Genomic DNA, 22,104 nt, shown 5'->3' with positions numbered 1-22,104 from the left:
TGGGATCGAACGGAGTTCACGTCGAAAAGCAAAATGCACATCTCGGTGTATGAGAAGCCGGTAGGCTGATTTGTTGCGTCGCCGCTTTTCTTAGCCTTGACTGGCATTCATTTCATTTTTCCGCTTTGGGCAATCTCCTGCCCGAGCAATGGCCTGGCATACCTATGACAAATTTGAAGTGACCTGCCGTTTGTCGAAAACGATGATCGGAACCGACTTGGCCCCTTCCTGCCGTCACGGCTCGCGCCTTCAGATGTCTGCCGACCATCTGAAAGCTGACGCTGGACGCCGAACGTCGCGCTTCCGCATGCCTTGACCACCACCACACAACCAGAAAGAAAGGCGAACGGAGTCTCCAAATAAACGGCCCGGATCAGGGGGCTACGTCACATAGGCCGAACTCGCCGGCGCCAAAAGCTCAGCGTTATGCCGACAGCGCCTGCCGGAAGCTTTCGGAGATCCAGTTGCGCACGGCTTTGATCTGCGGCTGCGCCTGCACATCCTTATGGAACACCAGCCACAACACGCGGGCCGGCGGCGTTGGAAAATCGATGTGGACCAGCCCGTGCCGGTTGGCCAGGTATTCCGGAAGAAGCCCAATTCCAATGCCGCCCTTCACCGCCTCAAGCATGGCGAGCGTACTGCTCGAGAACATCACCGCGCGCTCGGCGAAGCCATGCCGTGCTGCCCAGACCGTTTCAGGGATATCGCCGAACTGATCATCGTAGAGGATAAAGGTCTGCGCCTGCAGGGTCGAGGCAGAGGGTTTGTGTGCGGACATATAAGCGGGCGATGCGAAGAGCGAAGTTGCAACCATTCCGAGACGTTTGGCCACAAGTGTATCCTGTGCGGGCGCGGCGAGGCGAATGGCGAGCTCGGCCTCGCGCCGGGTCAGGTCTGCGTTGTCGTTTGAAACGATAAAGTCGATACTCGCTCCGCCGGGTCTCGCCCTCAACGCGCTCATGGCCGGCGCAAGGATGGTCGTTATCACGGTCTCGGTCGCCGAAATCCGGACCGGCAGAACGGCGTCGCCTGACTTGAGCGAGCGCGACAAGCGAAGCAGAGCGTCGATCGCGTCGTGAACGTCATGCATGCCTTCAAAGACGGCCCTTCCATGAGATGTGAGCTCCATGCCTGCCGGTGTGCGAATAACGAGGCGGAGGCCAAGGCTGGTCTCCAACTGCTCCAGCCGCCGCGACAGCGTTGCGATCGACATGTCTGACCGCTGCGCCGCCAGTGTCAGCGATCCGGCACGCGCAACCGCTTCAAACGCCTTGAGGTTGTTCCAGTCCAAAGTCTGTCTTTCCAAAAAAATGCAAATAGGTTTCCGGTTTTTGTAATAGCCCGGCCGGCTATTGTCGGGCAATTGGAGAGCGTTCGAATCCGGAGCTGAGCATGAACCTCATCGCGAAATTCCCGATTTTTGCTGCCGCCTCGCTTGGCCTGGCGGCCTGCTCCTCAGTACCGGCGAACTCCCCGGTTGCGGTGCTGGTCGAGATTGATCGCCCGGCAGGCGCTTCCGATGGCGTGATGAAAGCCGCATTCTCGAAGTCGCTGCCGACCTATGAGTCGGTCAACGGCCTTCAACGGAAGTATTTTTTACTCACCGAGAGGCAATTTGGCGGCGTTTATCTGTGGGACGACCAAGACGCAGCTGAGGCGTTCTTCGACGAGGCCTGGCACGCGCGCATCCGGTCCACTTATGGACAGGACGCGACCCTTACTGAATTCGACGTTGTAGCCGAAACGCCAGGCGCCAGCCCGGGTTCGTCAGGCGAAGACGGCGTGGTCGCCATCGTGAAGGTTTGCGCGCCCTGGTATGCGCCGCGGGGGATGATCGCCGGGCGGATGGAAAAAACGATACCGGATTATGCGGCGATACCTGGGCTCGATTTCAAACTCTACACGATTGCTGACGGCAAACAGATCGGCGGCATTTATCTCTGGGACAACGCAGCGGCAGCGCAAGGCTTCTACAATGACGCCTGGCACCAGCGCATTCGCGACACATACAAAGATGACGCCGATCTCGATTTCTATGCGGCGCCTTCTATATTCATCAACCAGTAGGCGAATAGCGCGTGAGACAGCTGACTTTCATCAAACCCGGCGTGTTCGAATGGCATGATGTTCGCGCACCGGTGCTCCAGAACGGCGCGCAAGCGCTGGTGCGCCCGCTCGCGGTGACACGCTGCGATCTTGATCTCTACATCGCGACTGGCGTGTTCCCTATGCCTGGACCGTTCGCTTTCGGACACGAAATCGCTGGAGAGGTGATCGATGTCGGTGAAGATGTCGTGACGGTCGTTCCCGGTGACCGCGTCATCGTCCCGTTTCAGATCAGCTGCGGCACGTGCCGGATGTGCCAGCGCGGCCTGACCAATGCCTGCCTGTCGGTGCCGCCCTATTCGGCTTACGGACTGGCACCAAGTTCCGGAACTGATTGGGGCGGCGGGCTCAGCGACTGCATCCTCGTGCCCTTCGCCGACGCCATGCTTGTGAAGCTGCCCGAAGGGCTCTCTCTGGTCAGCGCCGCAGCCATGTCAGACAATGCAGTCGACGGCTATCGCACAGTCGCCGCGCCGCTTCTGGAATATCCCGGCACAGACGTTCTTGTAGTTGGCGGGCTTGCGCAAAGTGTCGGTCTCTACGCGGTCAAGGCGGCGCTCGCGCTCGGCGCAGGGCGGGTTGTCTACCGTGATTTTGATGCCCGCCGCCTGGCGGTTGCGCAGTCGATGGGCGCGGACACGATTGAGACCGTTTATGCCCGGGATATGTCGGTCACGGAGCAATTTGCCATCACGGTCGACGCGGCGGGGATACCGGACGCGTTGTCGTTTGTATTGAAGTCGACGGCGCCGTGCGGCATCTGCACCGGCGTGTCCGCCGGCTCAGGCACCGTCGCAGAAGTTCCGCTTCGGCAGATGTACATGAAGGGGATCACCTATACGGTGAGCCGCGTGCATGCGCGGACGGGCATCAAAGACATCATCGATTGCGGCCTGTGTCACGATCTGCACGCGCACGGCATTGTCGATGCCACACGCCCCTTTTCGGAGGCCGCCGACGCCATGGCTGAAGGCAATACCAAGACGGTCTTCCTAGCCGAATGAGTTGGCGCAACTTGAGAATATACGGCCAGCGAGTGTGACCTGCGCCCCTCATGTCCTTCATTCTTTTCGAACAACCGCTGTGATTCTGAATCTGTTGTCGAATAACCGCAACCTTATGCTGGCAGTCGAAACCGAACCAGTTGATCCGCGTCTTTGGTGGCGGTTGGCGTTGCGGGTGTCAGCATGACTGCGAATGGCTTGAATCGGCGAACTCCAGTCTGGCAGGGGTGAGGGATCCGGACGGCACAATTGGATCGACACTGCCGGTCGGGGAATCTGACGGTGGGTGCCGACTTGGTCCTAAGCAGCCGGTCAGGACCATCCGGCAGAATCCTAGATCAATGACTTTTCAGCGCTAGGAAACGACGCTGACTGCAGGGACCCCAGTTAAATGCCCTGCGGGTTTGCAGGCGCGGTTCAGGCCGGACTCTAACTCCATCTGGAGGAAAATCTCAGTAGCAGGTCAACATGGATCTGGACACATGCGCCGCTGCGTCCCGAAGCACCTCTACCTGGGCGGCCGGGATGAGGTTAGCAAACATCCGCTGCCGGCGATCTCCTGCCGGGTAGCGATCTGTTGTCCCTATGGCTGGACTGATGTGACTTTACTGCCAACGGGCGATCACAATCGAGGCCAGCCTGATCCTTTCAGGTTTGTTAAGGCCACTGGCGTTCCGCAAACAGTCCGGACAGTGATTATCTTCACCCTTCGTACAACTCACAACGCCAAGGTTCCGGCGCCAGCAACAAGCGCGGCATTCACAGCACTCTGGACGCGTGCGATGCGGCCGTCGTTAGCTGCGGCAATACAGGCAACCCCTCGAACAGGGTCAAACATTGCCTCGCAGTACCAAAGTGCATTTGAGCCGCTATGCCAGTACCCGCTCCCTCGCTTTGCCCATCCCATCGCGACGACACGGTCATCGTCCGGCGCAAGCAAAACCGACCATGAGTCTGGTGAAAGAAAAGCGTCACGATCTCGGTGCGCGCCAAGGTAACGCAACACGTCTCCGAGGGACGCGTGAATGGTGCCTGCCGGGCCCCAGACTGCTGCGTTGTCAGCGAAGCGCGTGCCGGGTGGACGGGCCAGAGGCGCTTCGTCAATGCCGGCGTCCTCATGTCCGACAGGCTGGTCAATGAGGCCCCGCCCCCCCGGCGCGCCAAATCCCGCACTGCCCATGCCGAGCGGCGCGAAGACATATTGGCGCACGAGCTGTTCCCAGGGCTCCCCGCACAGCCGCTCCAACATCGCACCAACGATTACATAGCCGCAGTTCGAATAACTGAAGCTGCGTCCCGGCGCACCAACAGGTTCAAGGTTCAGCGCCAAATTGACGAACTCTAACCGGCTGGCGCGCGGATCCGGTTCGACGGCCGGAAAGCGACGCGTGGCGCGCGCGGGGAGATCTTTTGGAAGGCCACTCCGATGTTGCAGCAACTGCCGGATCGAAATGCTCAGATACTCGGTTCGAATGTCTCCAAGTTGATCGCCCATTACCGATCCGATGGTTTGATCCCAGCGGGTGGCGCCTGCGTCCACGAGGCGGGCCACCAGAATCGCAGTCATGGATTTTGCGATCGAGCCGATATGCCACTTGTCGTTCAACTCCACGGGCGCGGCGTGGCCAAGCATCCGAATGCCGCGGGCCAGTGACAGATTTCGCCCGTCAACATGCGAAGAGGCGACAGCCAGAGCTGGCGCGCCAACGCGCATCCTTAACGCATCAACATGCTCGAGATTGAGCGGTAGGTCGCTCGGTGGGTCGATTGGCGATCGTGAGAAACCTATCGGTAACGTATTGCCCTGGCGAAACTCTCCGACGATCCATTCGTTGTTGATGTCGCCTTCAATCGTTGCATTCAAGGTCCCAAATTCAATGCGAATCCAGCGGCCTCGATGATGCAGAGTTGTCGACGAGATGGGACTGTTGCCTTGGCCGAGGCTGTACAGGGTGGCGCTGTCGTTTGCGATAGCAAGCCTCAGAGGCAAGCGGTGGCCGTTAGGAAAGATTGCACCAAACCAATCACCTTCCAGTCTTTCCACCAACGCCCGCCGAGGCGGTGCGGTGCAACCGGCCAATGCAAGTCCGCCCACGATTATCGATCTGCGTGTGTGTAGCATCGGCACCTCATTTCCCGCTTCCAGCCACGATCATTTAGATCAAAACAGAGCCAGACGATCTTCCTCTCAGACCTGGGCCCGCAGGCGCCGAAGAACTTGCCGACAGACCTATGACGGATATGGAGCGAGACAGAATACACGATGGCACTCACTCCGTGCACTAACGTTCCTCGCATCGGATGCTCCTCTGAGAGAGCATCTACCCTTGCTATTCGATCTGCCTTCCCTTGCCGGATGATGCAAAACGGGACGCCCAGCGCATTGTAGCGGTGTAGAATGATGAGTGAAAATGCCGATCATATCTTTGGACTGCTTCATCTATCGCGGCGCGATCATGACGGCGCCCATTGACGAACAGGATGGTCCAGTCCTTGAGCGCTGAAAGATCAGCAACCGGGTCTGAAGGAAGCAGGAGAATGTCGGCCCTTGCACCTGGCGCGATCACGCCAATGACGCCGGAATCGATATGGCGCCCATTGGTCGTCGTCGCCGCTGCTAGTGCCGCCTCATTGTCTCCAAATGCCTTGGCCAGTTCACTGATTTCAAGATGAAGCGATTCGCCTGGAACGACATACGGCATCAGACTATCCGTCCCGGCCAGCACATCGATTCCAAGTTCGCGAGCTCTTCCTGTCACATATGAAAGGAGCGGTAAGCGCGCCTCTCGCAAGGCTATTCCGTCGCCGGTGGGATGGGCTGCGATCGTGGTCTGTGAATCCCATGCTTCAAACCATATTTCCGGCATGTGACTCGATCCAGGCGTGGGGGGGAATCTTTCTGGATCGGAGGCGATGAGACGAAGGCGCCCGTTCGCAAGCGTCGGCAGAAAAGAAAACCTGCGTTCACGTGCAGCAATCAGGGCAGTGTCTATGTCCTGCGCCGTCATCGAAAGCCAGTCCGCGTCCCGGAAATCGCTGTTCTTTGGGGCCTCACCTTTGGCAAAGTATGGAAGGCCAGTCATATGCTGTGCTTCAAAGTCTTGCGTGTTGGCAATGCCAACAAGGTGGGGGACGTGCCCGATGACAGGAAGCCCGACTTCGGCGGCGGCTTCGCGGATTCCAAGATATGCTTCTGCTGCCAGATTGTTGTAGATCTTGATGCAGTCTACTCCTTCCCGGAAGAGCTCAAGAACGGCGGCGCGTCCTTCTTCCTTTGTCACGACTGATCTTGCCGCGCCAAAGCTGAGCGGAGGGGACTCAAGAACTTGTCCGCACCAGTACATATGGGGGCCTACAAGTCGTTCTGCATTAGACCTTGCGACGAGTGCGCGAACACTTTTCTCAGTGGCGCCGACGTCCCTCACTGACGTTACGCCATAGGAAACATACAGGAGCGCATAAAGTTCCTGATTTCCGAATGCGAGGCGTGGGGGCGAATGCACGTGCGCATCGATTAGGCCAGGCATGGCGATGCACCCGTCGCAAATTGGCGGCGGATCGCTCTGCGTGCGGGCCCGGACTTCGGCGATTTGCCCCCCTTTAACTACAATAGTCTGGTTCTCGGTGCGCGAAACGCCCGGATTTAAGACCGTGACACCGGAGATCACGACGTCGGTCTGGGCCGGAACGTCGATTCGCGGTGGGTTTAGGCCGCTCGTAATAGCGCAGCCGCCTCCAGCAAAAACCGCAACGGCGGCAAGCGAAGCAACGAGTACATTCTTTGACTTCACGTGGATTCCTCAATGTTCGATTGGGCGGGCGACTGGCGTAACTCGAGCAACAGACCGACTGCCGGAAAGGAGTCGACGCCTACCAAGCTGCCAGACTTTCGCTCGGTCACCTGGAAGCCCGCGGAAACGTACAAAGCAAGCGCGGGCGCGTTACCCTCCAAGACTTGGGTCTTCAAGATCGATCCGGAGTGTTTGATCGCATGCTGCAATAGCTGACGCCCATACCCTCTACGATAGTGGGCAGGGTCAACGTACAACCAGGTCAGCTCTTCGCGCGTAAAGGCGACGAAACCTCTGACCTTCCCCTGCTCCTCGAGCACGATCAGCGCTCCGTCGAAGAGGCCCTCTGGACGAGCAGTCTGCTCCAGCGTCCTGAACGCTGCTACCCCTACGCTGAAGCGCAATTCGTGAAGTCGAGCCGCATCATGTATGCGGCAGAGATCCGGCCAATCGGCGTCTCGATAGCTCCTGAGCTCCGTACCCGGCTCTTCCAAAGTCTTTGTTCCTAAGCCAGTCTCTGATCTAAGCGATGCCCAGATGGGTATTTCCGATTACCGGATCACACATTTGAGACGACCAAACACGCGAAGGCGCTCTGTGCGCTACCCTATCGCGAAGAAACACTGATCGATTTCAGATTCGGCGACTAGTTTTCGGCGCAGGCGGCTAGTGCTCAGCAATTTCAGAAGCATCTGCCGGGGCCGTTCTCTCCCGTTCGCGCCAAGCTCTAGGCGACATTCCCGTTGCCTCCTTGAAAGCTCGGTTGAACGGGCCGAGTGATGCGTATCCAAGATCAAATGCAATGGTGGAAATCCTGACGGCTGGTTTTTTGGGGTCGCGCAATTCCTCTTTGGCAGCCGCAATTCGCTGCGCATTCAGAAAATCGGAGAAGTTGCGAAACCCGAGCTTCCTGTTGATCAACTGGCGAAGCCTATACTCGGGTAGTCCAAGTGCATCCGCCGCGGCACCTACCGTAAGTCCCTGACGTCTCCAAATAGGGTCGGGATCGCCCTGCCCCGCGAGCTTTTCAGCAATCACCAATTCGGCCGGCGAAAGCTCGATAGTATCGACCGAGCGGTTTAAGTGGCCGGCATATTGTGCGCTGGAGCCGAGAAATATCTCTCCGCGCGCGCGAACGAATGCCCAACCTCCGACCAGCGCCATCACCGCAAGGGCCCCAGCTTGAGAAAGTTTGATCCATGAATCGCGAATCCCAAGCGACCAGGCGATGTCGAATCCCGACAGCACCGCGCAAAAGCAACCAACGGCGATCATCATCGGTGTTCGGATGCGACGGCGTGCATCAGCAAGATCGTCGTCTTTATGGTTCCAGATAACAAACATGACGTGTCCGACGAGTGCCAGCTCCAGAATGTTGTGCGCAACCGCAGATCCAATCGCCGCGTCTCCGGGCAAAATCCCCCCGGCGACAATGATCGCTGTCATCACAACAATAGGCAAAGCGTGCGCGACGTTGAGCCTGGCGTCTGAAAACATGCTCAGCCCAAAGAGCCAAAAATACGAAGTGCCGCCTGCTGAGAGTAACCATGCAAGATGGCGAACAACGCCCAAGTCTTGCGGAATTCCGGTGCCGGTGTGCAGGATAAAGCCAATTGTTGCTGCGCAGAACAACCCACCGGTCAGGCCGACGGCAGATCGCGGTTGTCCCCGTGCCATGGCAATGCCAGCTAGCAACAGGGCGCCAATCGCAATTCCGCGGAACAGAGTCTCAAGCATTTACCTGTCTCCCTTGAATTCCCAGACTCGCACTGGACGCATCCAAGATTTGTGTTCCATCTCCTTATTGGAGCCTCTCAGAAATGCTCGCCTATTTCGAAATTGGCGGGAGATTTTTCATTTTTCGACGGATTGTTCAACGAGCCCGCTTGCATGGGGTGTTGCGGTGAAACCGTTGCAAAAACATCGTCGAAGTTCGGCGCGCAGGCGTAACCGCTGACCTGCCTCAAGATTTTCGTGCCAAACGCAGCGCGTCAATCATTGTTTGCGGCGAACTACAGCCAGGTTCCGGCGAGGCAGCCGAATGACACGATCGGGGTGACCCGGCCGGTCGCTGGCGATGACCGTCGGAATCGACTGGCCCAAACACGCCATTCATCTTAATTCACAGCGAACACGCGGTGGATGACGCCACCGTCGCCCGTGCGGGACTTGGTTATGCAGACCAGCGTGTTAAGCCACGCATATCTCAGATCGCCGACTTCAAAGCGCGGACTGGCGCGGAAATAATACCGCGACGCCCCTAGTGGATCATCGTCCTTGGCAAAATCCATGGCGTACGCCTGATCTTCGGGCGCAAAACGCATGATCCCATGCCAGTGGACATATATCAGCGCGCCATCATCGGTCTTGAGCGTCATCCGGACGTCGAGTGCGCCCGAGCCGTCGGGCCTGATGCGCGCCCAGTCGGCGCCAGAGAAGGGCACGATCTCTCCCGAAAGCCGCGGCCCCTCGAACCGCCCGCCGGCCACAGGCACGGTCATGCGGAACCCTTCGGGAGTAGGGCCGATGTTCTGCGGTTCCGCAAGCTTCACACGCGCTTCAAACAGGAACTCGGTTTCGATTTCAGGCATGGTTTCTCCATTGGGCATGGCCGGGCGGGCTGGTTTGCGGAAGGTGATTGTTCTTGATGTTGAACCGCGGCTCAGGGCGGCGGGCGAGATCTCGTTGCAGGCAGACAATCGTCGCCTTGCCGGCGAAGGCCCCGCGATTTTCCGCGCAGCTCGGATGGCGACCGGCGATAGAGGTCTGCAAAAGCGGCGGTCATCCGCCGGCTGCTCGAAAAGCCGGCGCGTATTGCAATCTGTGCGATGGGTAGATCTGTCTCGTGCAATAGGCGTTTGGCGCGCTGAACGCGAAGCGTCTTCGCCACCTGTCGCGGCGAGGCATCGAGGTGTTGCTGGAATAAGCGCGACACATGACGCGCACTGACGCCCAGGCGATCGGCGAGGGCTTGGAGGCTTTCGCGATCCAGTACCCCCTCTTCGATGAGCCTCAGCGCGCGCTCGACAGTGGCACCGCTTCCCTTCCAAGCCGGGCAGAACGGAGCGGTCTCAGGGCGACACCGGAGGCACGGGCGAAATCCCGCTTGTTCGGCGGCGGCAGCGGTCGGATAGAAACGGACATTCTCGCGCTTTGGCATGCGGGCTTTGCAGACCGGCCGGCAATAGATGCGGGTGGTCTTCACCGCGACGAAGAACCGGCCGTCAAACGCCTGGTCTCGCCGCTGCATCGCCGCTTCGCATGTTTGTGGGTCGAGCATGGAGTGAAGATAGCGCGCTTCCCCGCCGGCCGGGAGAGCGGCTTTGGTGATCACGTCCGAATTCGACCGCTATGCCTCAAGGCTCTTATCGGCGAAGTGCGGTCTGTTTGCTGTGAGGCGCTCGAATGACACGAGCGGATTGAGCCTGCCGGTCGCCGAAAGACAAGATGGGAGCTCTCGTGGCCTTGAGCGGACATTGCGCTCCCGCCGGCACCTCGACATACTTGCACGATGCAACAGCTTACATCCTTCCAAGCGGCGATCCTGAAGAGGGTTGTAGACGAGCTGAGAGAGCTGCTGGGCGTAGAGGCGATCGTCCTGGGCGGATCACATGCGCGGGGGCGCGCCCGCCCCGAATCGGACATCGATATCGGTCTCTACTATCTGCAGGAAGCCCCCTTCTCCATACAGCAAGTTCGCCAAATAGCTTCGCGCATGAATGACACACCGAACCCTGTTGTATCGGGTTTCGGCGATTGGGGCCGCTGGGTCGATGGTGGCGCATGGCTAACCATCGAAGGACAGAGAGTCGATCTGCTCTACCGCTCTATCGAAAAAGTTGAGATCACGCTCAAGGATGCGCTCGACGGACGGTTCGAGATCGATTTCGAACAACAGCCGCCATTCGGCTTCTTCGGGCCCACTCTGCTGGGAGAAGCCGCAATTGCCGTGCCGCTTTACGATCCTCGATCCACGCTGTCGTTACTGAAAGCCAAGGTGTCATTGATGCCAGAAGCATTGGCCAAAGCAGTTGTTCAGAGCCGGTTATGGAGCGTTGAGTTCGGCTTGACGGCGTTCGCACCCAAGTTTGCTGCCAATGGCGACGTTCATGGAGTATCGGGATGCCTGACACGCTTTGCACAGGCCATGGTGCTTGCACTGTTCGCGCTGAACCGCGTCTATCTTGTCAATGACAAGACGTCGATTTCCGAGATTGAGCAGTTCAGGATCGCACCGGCCAATTTTGGCCTTCGTCTGCGTTCGATCTTGTCGAACATCGGATCAACGCCTGAAGCGCTGGCAGAAAGCGTCGACGCCATCGGCGCGCTGTTTGAAGAAGTGCGTGCTTCTTCAGGACAGATGTATGGACCAGCTTGGCGCCTTTGAATCTAAGGCCGATGGTCTGCCTCCCGAGAAGTGGTCCAGTATTTGAGTTGGTCCCGGCTCCGATGAAGCGCTTGGGATCGGTGATCCAGACGCGTGCAACATCCTCACTGCGAAGGCGGCCCCCCACCTCGATTGCGAGCGCTTCCCGTGTGCAGATGGCGACAACCGTCAGCAAACGGATCTTGCTCCCATTCGAAAGTTCCTCATGCATGAAATCCATGCTCCAGGCCAGGTCAGCTCCAATCGCGAGCATCGCAGACCGGCCTGGTAAATCCGATCGTGTCATTCGAGATCCTCACCGGGTGAAGGCTGGACTTTGCCGACAATGGTCGACCAGTCTTAGGCATCGGGACGGCAGTTTTTCCCGCCGGCTAGGACAGTTGGCTCAAACCGCTTGGAGATAGTCCATCGCCCGAGCGATGAGGACGTCAGGAGCGTCAGCTGCCGTGTCCAGCCTCAGTCGAACGTCAAGCCACTCTTCATAGTCGGCCTTGCGCTCCTGTACTTGCTCCCATGTGATTTCAGGCATTCCGGCGATGTTTCGAACACGCTTCTCAAGCCTCGTTTTGTGGATTTGATCATCACTGCAAAGACACTCAATGAAACAGACCGGCACCTGAAACCGGTCGGCAAGATCGCGCCACATTTGACGAGCTTCTTCTACCGGATTGACCGCGTCGACAATGATGGTGAGGCCAAGTTTGAGGTTCTCAGCAGCGATCGCCTCAACGACTCTGTATGCCGCAATCCCGGTGTTTTCCTTTGGCAACCCAGCGGCCCACATGGCGGCCTCAGCCGGGTCGATAGAGAGAACAGGCACTCGCAGCAAGCGACCGATGCCTTCAGCAATGGTGCTCTTTCCCGAGCCTGGCAATCCAGAGGTAACAATGATGGTCGGTTGTTTCATCAGAAAAGCATAACGCGTTGCCAAGGTAACGGGCAACTCAGACAGGCCAACGAGTTCGCTGGAGCGATTGTAAAGGTGAAACGGACATTCAGTGCTTCAAAGCCGGGCGGCATCTAAGGGCCAGGTCGGCTCCCATGGTCATTGCCGGATCGCGGCAGGGTCACCTCAGTCCAGTCATTGGGAAGCCAATCCGCCACTCGACGGGAGATCGCCGATAGAAGTCGTTGATACAGCGCCGCCGCACGAGCGCTCGCGCTCAGCAATGCGTAAGTTATCCCGCAACCGCCAGCTGTTCGAGCGAACCGAGCGATGTCTCCGATCCAAGGCGGCGAGCGGAATGGACCAAGTGGTCAAACCCGACCAAAAATTGTTGCCTGGAATGCTCCAAAACGTGCTATAGAGCACCAATAGTATGATGTTTGCGCCCGAAGGAGCCGAGCCATGACCACAGTCCGAAAGACCATTACCCTCACCGATACGCAGAATGACTGGATCAAGGCGCAGATCGACAGCGGCGCTTACACGAACGACAGCGAGGTGTTGCGCGACCTGATCCGCAAGGCGCAGCAGGAGACTTCCGAGATCGAGGCTATTCGCGCGGCGCTCATCGAAGGCGAGAGAAGCGGCCTCAGCGCGCGCGGCCCCGAAGAGATTCGCGCAGCGGTGAAGAAGCGGAAGCCCCAGAATGGTTGATGGCCGCTATTATTTAACCCAGGCGGCGGATGCGGACCTCGAACGCTTGTACGAGTGGGGCATTGATCGCTTCGGCGTGAATGTGGCGGACGAATATTATGACGGGCTGATCGCACGCCTGGCGCAGATCGCGAATACTCCGCAGCTATGGCAAGAGGTCGATCATATCCGCGCTGGCTATCGCCGCTCGGTGTATGTCGCGCATTCTATCTATTTTCGGGTCGAGGCCAGTGGCGTATTGATCGTGCGCGTCCTCGGGCGCGAAAATCCGCAAACCAGTCTGCCGAATGACTAACCGATGATCAGGGTAGCCAGGTCATTGGGATACCACGCCGATTTCTGTGATCTGCCCGATGGTTTTCATACCAGTCTCGTCATGTAGCAAGCGGCGGTTTAGGGCCAGGTCGGCTCTGATCGGCAATTCAGCCGGACGGCAAGGTGACCTCAATCCAGTCATCGGGATACCAAGTTCAAACCAGGCGGGAGATCGCCGGAAACGGTCATCGACGGTCGGCCGCCGAATGACGGATTGCTGGCGTTCTCGAATTGAATGCGGGACCAATCGGGGCTTTGGTCACTCAACACTCCGGTTCTGGATCGAACTGGATCAACATCGGGGGTCACAGCACGGTGCGCAAGCGTGGCATCTATCCGACAGCCTTCAGGCTTCAGGTTCTGGCTGAAACGCGGGAGCCATTTGTTTCCGTTGCTGAAGTGCGCCCGCCGACATGGCATGAACGCCAACTATTGCAAATTCTAGAACATCTACTCCGATACGCAGTCCAACGATGACAAGTATGCCTTGTCGGCAAACTTTCCTTCGAGGGAGTTGGGGACAAACTGTATGATCTTCGATGAGAACATCGTCATATCCACATCACAAAACTCGCCACTGTCGCGCCTGTAAGTGACCTCCGTTAATTCAGACAGTCGGCATTTAAGTCTCAGCTCCTCTCCAGCCTTCACCTCACCGAATGTCCTCAGACACTGCGTAGAACCCTGCATTTCCAAGTACACAGAATTTCTGAAGTCATTCACCAACAATGAGGGTGGATGACCACAGCCCACTAAAAGTACAGACACAAATAGCGACGATGCCGAACTACCAAAGAAAGAACGGACCACATCTGATTCCTGCGGCATAGGGTAATCCTCACTGAAAACAGTCGGCTTGAGAACTAGAATCTTGCGCTTGGTTCGCGGTCTAAAAACATCCGATTTTCATCATATCCGAAGTTCGCTGAGACGATCACGACTGGCAATTAAGGGCCAAGCTGGCGCCGATCGGCAATTCCCTGACCGACAGGGTCACCTCAGTCCAGTCATTAGTGAGCCAAGTCGCCACCCGGCTGGAGATCGCCGAAAACGGACATTTCCTCGGCTCTTAAAGTGGCGGGTTCTGCCCATTTCTATTTATCTATGGACCGGGGATGCTTGTGCAGGTCAGGTCGCCTCAATCCTGTCGTTCAATCATATCATCAGGGCCAGGCTAGAGTTCGCACTTTTTTACCAATGCCAAACAGCTTAAGAATTTTCGTTATGTCTGACAAATCGCACGTCTTGTCTCGTCTGCCTGTCCAATCCGGGATCGTGCTGGGCATCTTACCACTGCCCGTGCACTTTTTTCTTCCGCCCGAACTCTCGCACCAATTGGCTGCAATCACATTGGTGCTCATCGCGGGCATCTATGTTGGATACGCATTCAAGGATGGGCGTATTCGTATTCTGCTCATTGAACTGACAACGGCGATCACATTTTCAGCCGCCGGATTGCTTGGCATAAATGGCCATCCATCGGCCATTGTGATAGCTCTCGCTTTACACGGATTATGGGACGTTCTGCATCACAGCCTTATCGATACAGAGATGCCGCGTTGGTACATTCCGTTCTGCGCCGCAGTCGATTGGGTGATGGCCGCCAGTTTGTTGGCAATCTGGACCTTGGTGCACTGAAGGCCTGCTTCGATATGCAGAGGCCGACAAAGCAGAGAAACAAGCGCAAACTCAGGAAAGCTCGCGAAGCTGGCTGACACCATAACAGTTGTCGATCTCGGCTCCGGGCCAGGTCGTCTCCGATGATCAATTTCAGCAACTGGCAGGGTTACCTCAGTCCTGGCTTTCGCCCGGACCCCGGCGCCAGGCTGGAGGTCGGAGAACGGCGCTACTTACAATGAAGCCCTCAGGACGGTGATACTTTGCAGCGGGCCGCAGGCAGCCACGTTGCCAGGCTCAAATCAATGTGCGCCACCAGCAGGCCTTCCTTGCCATATGGAGCACTGCAGCGCGCCGTCCGGCCGCGCGATGGCTGAAGTCGTGCCTGATCCCTCGCTGACGCAGTTGACCGCAGCGAGGTCGCAGTTCGCCGTTTGGTCCCCCAAGATTGCGACGCGTGGCATCAGGAACGTTTGTATTCACCCCATGCCGAAACCTGAAACTCTGTCATTTCCAACACAACGCTGACCGTCGTTTCGATACAATCGATGATGCGCTGACGAGGACCTTCACGCCAGGCCGCGCTCGCGTAGAATTCGTCCTGATCTTTTCGCAGCCGTGCCAGACTCTCAAACGCGCGAACAAGGCAATAGCCGTCCGGATCATCAGCACTTTGCCTCGATTCGAGGACGCGGATGCCAGCGCTTCGATGCAGGGGGAGGCTCTCGTTCAACATGGTCCTGTGAAAGTCTGAACCCGATCCAGACTTCAGGCGATAAGCGATGATTTCGACGAAGAGGTCCATGAACGTCTCCGAATGGGTTTCCGACGAGAGCTTCATGCTGATGCGCGGTTGTCACCCTGTGATGCAGGCTCGTGCTTCGTGTTCCAACGCCGCGATCAGATCGATATAAAGGTTAGGTCCCAAGCTGATACGGGATACGCCAGTGACCGCGAGGGCGCCGATATCTTGTGAGCGGGCAGTCATGACGTTAACGGGAAGTGGGACCCGCGCGCAGAAGCGGGTGATCAAAGACGTATCCTTCAGTCCAGGCACGAATACGCCGTCTGCACCCGCCTGCGCATACGCAGCCGCGCGCGCAACAGCTTCATCGAGCAAACCGGCGTGGTCAGCTTCGGGCGCCGCTTTCAGGAAGACATCCGTGCGGGCGTTGATGAATACCCGAACACCCAAGGCCTCTGCCGCGATGCGGATGGCGCTCAGCCGCGCGACCTGCTCCGGGACAGTGTATAGGCCGGGCCCATTCACCTTCTGATCTTCGAAATTCAGACCGACCACGCCAAGCGCGAGAAGGCGGCGAACATTCTGACCGACTGCGCTCGGATCTGCTGCGTATCCGCCCTCGAAATCCACCGTAACCGGCAAATCCACGCTCCGCACGATCCGGTCTGTCACTGAGAGCGCGGTGTCGATCGGAAGCTCTTCCCCATCCCCGTAACCCTGAGCGGCAGCAACTGACCAGCTACTTGTCGCAATGGCCCTGGCCCCGGCCTGCTGGACAGCTTTGGCGCTTCCGGCATCCCAGACATTGCAGAGGATAAGCGGCTTGTGGGGCATGTGCATGCTGCGGAACAGCTCTGCCTTGTCAGAGTGAGGGGTCATGTGGCGGTTTCCTTTTTGGCTTGTCTAAGCTGGCGTTCGATTTCGATCAGGCGCTGCTTGCGCCAGAGACCGCCGCCGTAGCCTGTCAAGGTGCCGTCGGCTCCGATGACACGATGACAGGGGACCATGACCGCGATCTGGTTCGCACCGTTGGCGCGCGCGACGGCCCGAACAGCTGCCGGGCGACCTATCTGACGGGCGATGTCCGAATAGCTGCGTGTTTCACCGACCGGTATCGCGCGCAGCGCGTCCCAGACCTGCTGTGTGAAGGCGCTGGCCGCGAAAGCCAGCGGCGTCGTAAAGCGGTCTGACCGGGCGGCAAAGTAATCAGCAAGTTCAGCCGCTGCCTGCTCCGAAGGCGGCAGAGTGCCGAGGCCGATCTCCTGTTTTGCCGCCGCCATCAATCGCGCAAGTTCTGCGGGGAGTCCCTTTCGATCAACGAATTCGAGTAAGTGGAGGTGACTCGGGCTGCTCACAGCGAGCATGTCGCCGAGCGGCGTCGGTATCCATGTCGCCCGTAACCGGCCGTCTGTCCGCAGGTCGGCCGGAGCGCGACCAAGAAGACGGGCGAAGGCTGCCCGGAAGGCACTTGCCGACTCGAAGCTTGCCTCGTGCTGCGCGGTGATGACTTTCCCGCCGCGCGCCAGCGTCTCGAACCCTTCGCGCAAGCGGCGCTGTCGGGCCATTTCGAGGAAAGTCATGCCGAACTGCTGTTTGAAGCTGCGCCGTACAGTGGAGAGGTCAAAGCCAAGTTCTTCCACGTGGGCCTCAGACCATCGCAGGTCCGAACGTTCGTCCAGGGCCTTTAGAAGGGCAACAATATTCGGATCGGCCGTGGCGGCCGGCTGAAGCGGATGACACCGCTTGCAGGCTCGATAACCTGCTGAGATGCATTCTCCGATGGTGGCGAAAAAAATGCAGTTCTCCACCCTCGGCTTGCGGGCGGGACAGGTCAGTCTACAGAACACGCCAGTGGACGATACGCATACAAAGGCTTGTCCGTCGAAGCGACTGTCGCGGGCGAGCAGCGCGGCGTATAGGGTCTCTTGATCAGGCAGGTCGAACAGCATGAGGTGCTGCCTAGCATTGCATGGCGGGACGCGTCGTCGCTTTTCGGGCGTCTATTCCCTTTGTTTTGAGCATCAATGTGCGTCTCGTCCGCAAGGCTGTGGTCATCATCTTCAAATGTGAAAGACAAATTCGGGCCAAGTCAGCTCCAATCGTAGAGACTGGCATCTGGCAGGGGCGCCTGAGTTCTGTTGTCCTGTCATATTACCAGCGGCAGCCGGCAGATCTCCGACTTTAGACGCTTTTTGAAAAGTGAACCACGCCGGAAAACCCGGAGACTATTTGGCCTGGGGCCCTGCAGTCAGATTTGTTTCCTTAGCGCCGAAAAGTCGCTGATCCAGGCTTCCGCCGCAGGACTGGTCCCGATCGGCAATTTAGGGCCAGGTCAGCTCCGAAGGCCATCGTCAGCGACCGGCAGGGTCACCTCAGTCCTGTCGTTCGACCGGCTCACGGAAACTAGGCCGGACTTCGCCGATAGCGGCCAGTCCTAACCGTCATCATTGATCGGGAGTGTGAAAAGTAAGAGATAGAAAAGACTGGAAGTCGGTAGGGTTGCGTGAACCGGCAAAAGGGCGATCATCTGCATGCTGTCGAGGGGAATGATTGCAGCACTGACGGCCGTCATGTTGCTTGCGGGATGCGGAAGAGACATGGGTTTTCCAATTGCCACGTCTTCGCCGTCAGACGCGCCGGGACAAGGCGAGCTCATCGTGCTGGCAGCGCCTCGCGACGGCGATCCCTACTACGCCGACGCTGCACAGGACATTTTCGATTTTCACGTGACCTATGCGCAGCAGGTTGCATTGCATGACCGTGTTCTGGTCCTGGCCGATGCCGTGTCGTATCCACTTTATGTTGAGGCGCTTGGCGAAAACCGAGTCGCACTCGCGCCGATGGACGACATCTGGGCGCGTGATTTTGGCCTGTCGAATGCCGCAGACCCGATCCTCTTCCGCTACACGGCCGCTGGCCAAGGGACTGGTACGCGCGGTCAACGCGATGCGGACCACGTGCAGGCAGCTTTGGTATCGCTTGCGCGCGCTGCGGGCCTCTCGTTCAAGCCCAGCGCCCTCCTCAACGACGGAGGAAACCTCGTCGATGACTATGCCGGCAATGCCGTCTTGAGCCGCAAGTTCCTGCGCGACAACCGGCTGAGCGAGGATCAGGCTCGGGCAAAGCTGCGCGAGCTGGGTCTCGTCAACACTGCCTTTATCGAAGCCGACGAACAGGGCGGCCTTGAACATGCCGATGGCGTCGTCGCTTTTGTGGATACGAACACGCTCATCATCAATTCCTACCCGGAAGACCTGGCGTACGCGCGCGCCTTGCGTGCCGATCTCGAACGCGGTCTGCCGGGCGTCGTTATCCACGAGATTGTCACGCCCTATGATGGCTCTGCCATCTACGACGAACGCTTTGGGTCCGCCTGCGGGCTCTATACCAATGCGCTTGTAACGCCGGACCGAATTTATTTGCCGCAATTCGGCATCCCCGAAGATGCTATCGCGCTTCAGCAAGTCCAAGCTGCGACGCAGCGTGAAGTCGTGCCCGTGAGATCAGATGGCATATGTCATATGGGCGGCGGCGTGCGATGCATGTCATGGCAGTTGCGCGGCGCCAATGCCGATTTGTTGCTGCAGCAGCTTGGAAAGACCGCTCGATAACCGGCAACCAGAACAGGCTACGATAGCTCCGATTTTCATTTTCCGGCGACAGGCAGGGTCGCTTCAGTCCGGTCATCGGGATGCCAGGCCGCCACCCGGCCGGAGATCGCCGAGAACGGTCATCCGCAGCTTCAGAACGAACGGCTGCTTGGGAGCTGACTCGATATCGTCCTAGTCAACGCGTTCCAGCAAAAGGTGGAGCAGTTATCCGGGGTCGCAGCAAGATGGCTACGCTCGCTGGCGAGCCAGTCGCCAACGACCAGCCGTGAACCCACTCGCACGCGGCTTTCGGGTGCTTCTAGGCGGTCAGGCGAGCATCGCCTGCATGGCCGTTTGCCGTGATTGCCGGAATTGTTCGGCAGTCCAGCCTCGCTCGACCACCAGCAGCCGCCAAGCGGACGGATGGACGGCGGCCCAGATTTCGAGCGCCGCCTGTGCGGGGTCCACGCCCGCGCGAAGGCGCCCAGTATCGGCCAGCCGCGTGAAGAACCGCGTGAACCCCGACAGCAGCGCGCCGACCAACCGGTCGTCGATGGCGGCACGTGCGTCCCCGTCAGTCAGCGCTGCTGCATTCAGCAGGATGGCGACCGGGTAGATGCGCGGCAGGTAATCCAGCCAGGCATCAAGATACTCGGCCGCGAGCGCGGCATCGGTCCGCGGCGACACCGCTAGCGCCTGGAGGCGGCCGACTTCCGGCGACTGCGCATCCATATGCTGCAGCATCGCAGTCAATAGCCCGGCACGGCTGCCGAAGGCGTAGAAGATCGTCTGCCGGGACACGCCTGCCGCCTCGGCGATCCTGGCCTGACTGGCATTGTCCAGCCCGTCCTGCGCAATCAGGCGCCAGGCCGCGTCGAGGATTGCGGCCTTGGTTGCTTCGGAGATCGGAGGCGGCTTCTTCACTTTACACCCGTTAAATGATGAGGCACTTTACACACGTTAAATGAACAGGGGATTGAAGCCAATGTCTCTCGAGCCTGCCCATCTCGCACATTACGCCATCGGAACCGCGGCGATTTTGCTATTTTGGTCGACGCTGCTGCGCCGCAAGGGCAGCCCGGGGCACCGGCTCTCGGGCAAGTTGTTCTTCGCGACGCTGCTGGCTGTGTTAGCGACCGTGGGCGCCATCTTCTTCCTGTCTTCGAGGGCCTTCGCCGCGCCGGAAGTCGTCCAATTCTCCTACCTGTCGCTGTGCGTCGTCACCGTGGTCGCGACCGCCTTCGCCGCGATCGGTTTAAAGAACGATCTTGAGCGGTTTCGCGGGCTCTGGTTCCGCGCGTTGGGTTCGGCCGCTTTCCTGATGGGCGGCGCTGTGCTCCTGACAGGGCTGGCGACGGGACAAGTCCTGCTGATGGTCTTCTCAATCATTGGACTGGTCTATGGCGGCGCCATGCTCCAGTTCGCCCGACTGAAACAGGCGCCGATTTCGAACTGGTGGTTGTGTTGGCACCTGAACGGGGTCTGCTTCCTGTTCAATGCCGTGCACGGAACATTTCTCGCCTTCACCTGGCAGGCCTTAGTACAGCCAGCCGCGACCGAGGATATCCAGGTCGCGATGCAGCTCGCGACCATGGGCATAGCCCTCGCCATGCGCATCTGGTTCGGCCATCGCTACCACGCGCCGCTGCGGTTCACACCGGCGCGGAAGTGAATCCGGGCGTTTGCGAGATATTAGTCCACCGACTGCGCACCTTGCCTATTGATCACACACGCCGACGTTCAGTACGGCCTGACTAGCTTCACAGCCTGCGTCGAGCGGTTGTGCAGCTTCCGAAACCCCATCGAACTGCGCAAATGGGCCAGATCGGTTCTGATCATCAGGTTCGGCGTCCGGCGGGGTCACCTCAGTTCAGTCATTCGACTGCCTCACCGCCGTCAGGCGAGAGATCGCCGGAATTGGACATTCCGTCCACGGTTGGGCCGCGGCGTGCTTTCAATCTTCGCTGATCTGCCGATTGAATGTTCAGGAGCAGGACACTTCGATTTACTGCTTCCTGGATCGTTCTGCAGCGCGGAGAATGGCATGAGACAAGGAGAACAGGAATACCGGCCAGTTGAGAAGTACCCAAAAAGCTGCAAGTCGACCAGCAAGCGAACTTGATACTTTATCTGCAGTAACAGCCGCCAAAGTGAAATAGAATGAAGCGACAACTGCTACTGCGCCGCCTGCAATTTCATTTGCCGCCTCTGGTTTCATCAGTGGGGCGAAGAATCCCCAAAAAACAAAACTCCCGCTAAAACCAGTAAACGCTATAGCCCAGACGATCTGAGCGCGTGCTTTCATGCCGAACACATCTAGTTCGATCGCTACTGCAACGAGCCATAGGGCGTGTAGCCATGCCATTAGGTTGGCTGCAGTTCCCAGGCACCGATCCGATGGCCACGACAACACTACGAAACAGAACGCATAAACAGCCGCCCCGCTTAATAGCAGTATGCTGAGCATCAGAACATGATTGACAAGCCAGTTTACTTTCATCGCCCCTCCAGCGTGGCTCACCAAATCTGTCAACCCGGTCGCGTCACATCTGGGACATGATACTTTGCTGGCGCCATCGCCGAGCGTATCGGCTTTCGGTTCACGTTGAAACAGTTTTGGTCGTCGCCAGCGCGTGAGAGTCAATGGTCGCCCGGAGCCTGAGAGTTCCTGCGAGATGACCTGATCGACCTGAACCCCTAGGCAGCGAGGCGCCCGTGATGGATGAGCGGCCGGCTCAAAAGGGCCAGATCGGCTCCCATCGTAGGGATTGGCATCCGGCAGGGTCGCCTCAGTCCAGTCATCCGGCTGCGTCCTCGCCGCCAGGCTGGAGATCGCCGATTCCGGTCATATGCGCCTGCCGCCGAACGCCCGCGACCTCGACCGACCCGTCTCGGTGAGCTAGCAGTCAATCTGATCGATCCTGGGGCGCGCGTGACCGACATCTT

21 protein-coding genes are annotated in these 22,104 nt (G+C 58.5%); 8 read left to right on the top strand and 13 right to left on the bottom strand.

Annotated elements, in window-relative coordinates:
- Positions 1–424: 424 nt before the first annotated feature.
- Entirely contained in the window at positions 425–1,294 is an 870-nt protein-coding gene (locus tag Q0C17_RS17735) for a LysR family transcriptional regulator (protein WP_291209231.1), read from the bottom strand.
- Between the two features lie 101 nt (positions 1,295–1,395).
- Between Q0C17_RS17735 and Q0C17_RS17730 the strand changes: the two genes are divergently transcribed.
- Both Q0C17_RS17730 and Q0C17_RS17725 read left to right on the top strand, forming a co-directional pair.
- Positions 1,396–2,070 (top strand): hypothetical protein, encoded by a 675-nt coding sequence (locus Q0C17_RS17730; protein WP_291209229.1) that lies wholly within the window; start codon positions 1,396–1,398, stop codon positions 2,068–2,070.
- An 11-nt stretch (positions 2,071–2,081) separates the two neighbouring features.
- Positions 2,082–3,113, top strand: a complete 1,032-nt coding sequence (locus Q0C17_RS17725; protein WP_291209227.1) for an alcohol dehydrogenase catalytic domain-containing protein — start codon at positions 2,082–2,084, stop codon at positions 3,111–3,113.
- 718 nt (positions 3,114–3,831) lie between these two features.
- On the opposite strand, the gene Q0C17_RS17720 is transcribed toward Q0C17_RS17725, so the two are convergent.
- The 6 genes from Q0C17_RS17720 to Q0C17_RS17695 all read right to left on the bottom strand — a co-directional run bounded on the left by Q0C17_RS17720 (position 3,832) and on the right by Q0C17_RS17695 (position 10,184).
- Positions 3,832–5,157 (bottom strand): serine hydrolase domain-containing protein, encoded by a 1,326-nt coding sequence (locus Q0C17_RS17720; RefSeq protein WP_291209225.1) that lies wholly within the window; start codon positions 5,155–5,157, stop codon positions 3,832–3,834.
- A 286-nt stretch (positions 5,158–5,443) separates the two neighbouring features.
- Positions 5,444–6,640: an amidohydrolase family protein gene (locus Q0C17_RS17715; protein ID WP_291209233.1), complete on the bottom strand. Its 1,197-nt coding sequence runs from the start codon at positions 6,638–6,640 to the stop codon at positions 5,444–5,446.
- A 260-nt stretch (positions 6,641–6,900) separates the two neighbouring features.
- Positions 6,901–7,398, bottom strand: a complete 498-nt coding sequence (locus tag Q0C17_RS17710; RefSeq protein WP_291209223.1) for a GNAT family N-acetyltransferase — start codon at positions 7,396–7,398, stop codon at positions 6,901–6,903.
- 172 nt (positions 7,399–7,570) lie between these two features.
- The gene (locus Q0C17_RS17705) at positions 7,571–8,641 is read right to left on the bottom strand and encodes a helix-turn-helix domain-containing protein (protein ID WP_291209221.1); all 1,071 of its coding nucleotides are present in this window, start codon (positions 8,639–8,641) and stop codon (positions 7,571–7,573) included.
- A gap of 380 nt (positions 8,642–9,021) precedes the next feature.
- Positions 9,022–9,495 carry a DUF3237 domain-containing protein gene (locus Q0C17_RS17700; protein WP_291209219.1) on the bottom strand — a complete coding sequence of 158 codons (474 nt, stop codon included), beginning with the start codon at positions 9,493–9,495 and terminating at the stop codon, positions 9,022–9,024.
- A 71-nt stretch (positions 9,496–9,566) separates the two neighbouring features.
- Complete coding sequence (locus tag Q0C17_RS17695) at positions 9,567–10,184, bottom strand: Ada metal-binding domain-containing protein (protein WP_366914863.1); 618 nt, start codon at positions 10,182–10,184, stop codon at positions 9,567–9,569.
- Positions 10,185–10,415: 231 nt separating this feature from the next.
- On the opposite strand from Q0C17_RS17695, the gene Q0C17_RS17690 reads away from it, so the two are divergent.
- On the top strand, positions 10,416–11,291 hold the full coding sequence (locus Q0C17_RS17690; RefSeq protein WP_291209215.1) for a nucleotidyltransferase domain-containing protein: 876 nt from the start codon (positions 10,416–10,418) through the stop codon (positions 11,289–11,291).
- Positions 11,292–11,676: 385 nt separating this feature from the next.
- Here Q0C17_RS17690 and Q0C17_RS17685 read toward each other — a convergent pair whose 3' ends face one another.
- The gene (locus Q0C17_RS17685; RefSeq protein WP_291209213.1) at positions 11,677–12,198 is read right to left on the bottom strand and encodes an ATP-binding protein; all 522 of its coding nucleotides are present in this window, start codon (positions 12,196–12,198) and stop codon (positions 11,677–11,679) included.
- A 441-nt stretch (positions 12,199–12,639) separates the two neighbouring features.
- Here Q0C17_RS17685 and Q0C17_RS17680 point away from each other — a divergent pair, with 441 nt between their 5' ends.
- The 3 genes from Q0C17_RS17680 (at position 12,640) to Q0C17_RS17670 (ending at position 14,844) form a co-directional block, all read left to right on the top strand.
- The gene (locus Q0C17_RS17680) at positions 12,640–12,891 is read left to right on the top strand and encodes a type II toxin-antitoxin system ParD family antitoxin (protein ID WP_291209211.1); all 252 of its coding nucleotides are present in this window, start codon (positions 12,640–12,642) and stop codon (positions 12,889–12,891) included.
- Positions 12,884–13,186, top strand: coding sequence for a type II toxin-antitoxin system RelE/ParE family toxin (locus Q0C17_RS17675; RefSeq protein ID WP_291209210.1), 303 nt, complete (start codon positions 12,884–12,886; stop codon positions 13,184–13,186). Before Q0C17_RS17680 ends, Q0C17_RS17675 begins: the two co-directional genes overlap by 8 nt.
- 1,244 nt (positions 13,187–14,430) lie before the next feature.
- Entirely contained in the window at positions 14,431–14,844 is a 414-nt protein-coding gene (locus Q0C17_RS17670; RefSeq protein ID WP_291209208.1) for a DUF6010 family protein, read from the top strand.
- A gap of 442 nt (positions 14,845–15,286) precedes the next feature.
- Here the strand turns inward: Q0C17_RS17670 and Q0C17_RS17665 are convergent, their stop codons facing one another.
- From Q0C17_RS17665 to Q0C17_RS17655, 3 genes are read right to left on the bottom strand one after another with little or no spacing between them, the layout of a single operon-like run.
- Positions 15,287–15,628, bottom strand: a complete 342-nt coding sequence (locus tag Q0C17_RS17665; protein WP_291209206.1) for a hypothetical protein — start codon at positions 15,626–15,628, stop codon at positions 15,287–15,289.
- Positions 15,629–15,679: 51 nt separating this feature from the next.
- Positions 15,680–16,447 carry an isocitrate lyase/phosphoenolpyruvate mutase family protein gene (locus Q0C17_RS17660; RefSeq protein WP_291209204.1) on the bottom strand — a complete coding sequence of 256 codons (768 nt, stop codon included), beginning with the start codon at positions 16,445–16,447 and terminating at the stop codon, positions 15,680–15,682.
- Positions 16,444–17,517, bottom strand: coding sequence for a bifunctional transcriptional activator/DNA repair enzyme AdaA (locus Q0C17_RS17655; protein WP_291209202.1), 1,074 nt, complete (start codon positions 17,515–17,517; stop codon positions 16,444–16,446). Before Q0C17_RS17655 ends, Q0C17_RS17660 begins: the two co-directional genes overlap by 4 nt.
- 648 nt (positions 17,518–18,165) lie before the next feature.
- Between Q0C17_RS17655 and Q0C17_RS17650 the strand changes: the two genes are divergently transcribed.
- The gene (locus Q0C17_RS17650; RefSeq protein ID WP_366914862.1) at positions 18,166–19,179 is read left to right on the top strand and encodes an agmatine deiminase family protein; all 1,014 of its coding nucleotides are present in this window, start codon (positions 18,166–18,168) and stop codon (positions 19,177–19,179) included.
- A 306-nt stretch (positions 19,180–19,485) separates the two neighbouring features.
- Here Q0C17_RS17650 and Q0C17_RS17645 read toward each other — a convergent pair whose 3' ends face one another.
- Positions 19,486–20,082, bottom strand: a complete 597-nt coding sequence (locus tag Q0C17_RS17645) for a TetR/AcrR family transcriptional regulator (protein WP_291209198.1) — start codon at positions 20,080–20,082, stop codon at positions 19,486–19,488.
- 61 nt (positions 20,083–20,143) lie between these two features.
- On the opposite strand from Q0C17_RS17645, the gene Q0C17_RS17640 reads away from it, so the two are divergent.
- Complete coding sequence (locus Q0C17_RS17640) at positions 20,144–20,830, top strand: hypothetical protein (RefSeq protein ID WP_291209197.1); 687 nt, start codon at positions 20,144–20,146, stop codon at positions 20,828–20,830.
- 333 nt (positions 20,831–21,163) lie between these two features.
- On the opposite strand, the gene Q0C17_RS17635 is transcribed toward Q0C17_RS17640, so the two are convergent.
- A complete protein-coding gene (locus Q0C17_RS17635; protein ID WP_291209195.1) occupies positions 21,164–21,658 on the bottom strand; it encodes a hypothetical protein in 495 nt (164 codons plus the stop codon).
- Positions 21,659–22,104: the final 446 nt, after the last annotated feature.

The sequence above is a fragment of the Hyphomonas sp. genome, assembly GCF_022844445.1.
In the GTDB taxonomy this organism is placed as follows: domain Bacteria; phylum Pseudomonadota; class Alphaproteobacteria; order Caulobacterales; family Hyphomonadaceae; genus Hyphomonas.
This window is presented reverse-complemented; position numbering and strand designations above follow the sequence as displayed.

Excerpts from the sequence above, each read along its gene's own strand:
- Q0C17_RS17670 (WP_291209208.1), top strand. The coding sequence starts at position 14,431 with ATGTCTGACAAATCGCACGTCTTGTCTCGTCTGCCTGTCCAATCCGGG.
- Q0C17_RS17660 (WP_291209204.1), bottom strand. The coding sequence starts at position 16,447 with ATGACCCCTCACTCTGACAAGGCAGAGCTGTTCCGCAGCATGCACATG.
- Q0C17_RS17640 (WP_291209197.1), top strand. The coding sequence starts at position 20,144 with ATGTCTCTCGAGCCTGCCCATCTCGCACATTACGCCATCGGAACCGCG.
- Q0C17_RS17695 (WP_366914863.1), bottom strand. The coding sequence starts at position 10,184 with ATGCTCGACCCACAAACATGCGAAGCGGCGATGCAGCGGCGAGACCAG.
- Q0C17_RS17690 (WP_291209215.1), top strand. The coding sequence starts at position 10,416 with ATGCAACAGCTTACATCCTTCCAAGCGGCGATCCTGAAGAGGGTTGTA.
- Q0C17_RS17705 (WP_291209221.1), bottom strand. The coding sequence starts at position 8,641 with ATGCTTGAGACTCTGTTCCGCGGAATTGCGATTGGCGCCCTGTTGCTA.
- Q0C17_RS17635 (WP_291209195.1), bottom strand. The coding sequence starts at position 21,658 with ATGAAAGTAAACTGGCTTGTCAATCATGTTCTGATGCTCAGCATACTG.
- Q0C17_RS17715 (WP_291209233.1), bottom strand. The coding sequence starts at position 6,640 with ATGCCTGGCCTAATCGATGCGCACGTGCATTCGCCCCCACGCCTCGCA.
- Q0C17_RS17675 (WP_291209210.1), top strand. The coding sequence starts at position 12,884 with ATGGTTGATGGCCGCTATTATTTAACCCAGGCGGCGGATGCGGACCTC.
- Q0C17_RS17685 (WP_291209213.1), bottom strand. The coding sequence starts at position 12,198 with ATGAAACAACCGACCATCATTGTTACCTCTGGATTGCCAGGCTCGGGA.
- Q0C17_RS17680 (WP_291209211.1), top strand. The coding sequence starts at position 12,640 with ATGACCACAGTCCGAAAGACCATTACCCTCACCGATACGCAGAATGAC.
- Q0C17_RS17665 (WP_291209206.1), bottom strand. The coding sequence starts at position 15,628 with ATGGACCTCTTCGTCGAAATCATCGCTTATCGCCTGAAGTCTGGATCG.
- Q0C17_RS17730 (WP_291209229.1), top strand. The coding sequence starts at position 1,396 with ATGAACCTCATCGCGAAATTCCCGATTTTTGCTGCCGCCTCGCTTGGC.
- Q0C17_RS17650 (WP_366914862.1), top strand. The coding sequence starts at position 18,166 with ATGGGTTTTCCAATTGCCACGTCTTCGCCGTCAGACGCGCCGGGACAA.
- Q0C17_RS17655 (WP_291209202.1), bottom strand. The coding sequence starts at position 17,517 with ATGCTGTTCGACCTGCCTGATCAAGAGACCCTATACGCCGCGCTGCTC.
- Q0C17_RS17700 (WP_291209219.1), bottom strand. The coding sequence starts at position 9,495 with ATGCCTGAAATCGAAACCGAGTTCCTGTTTGAAGCGCGTGTGAAGCTT.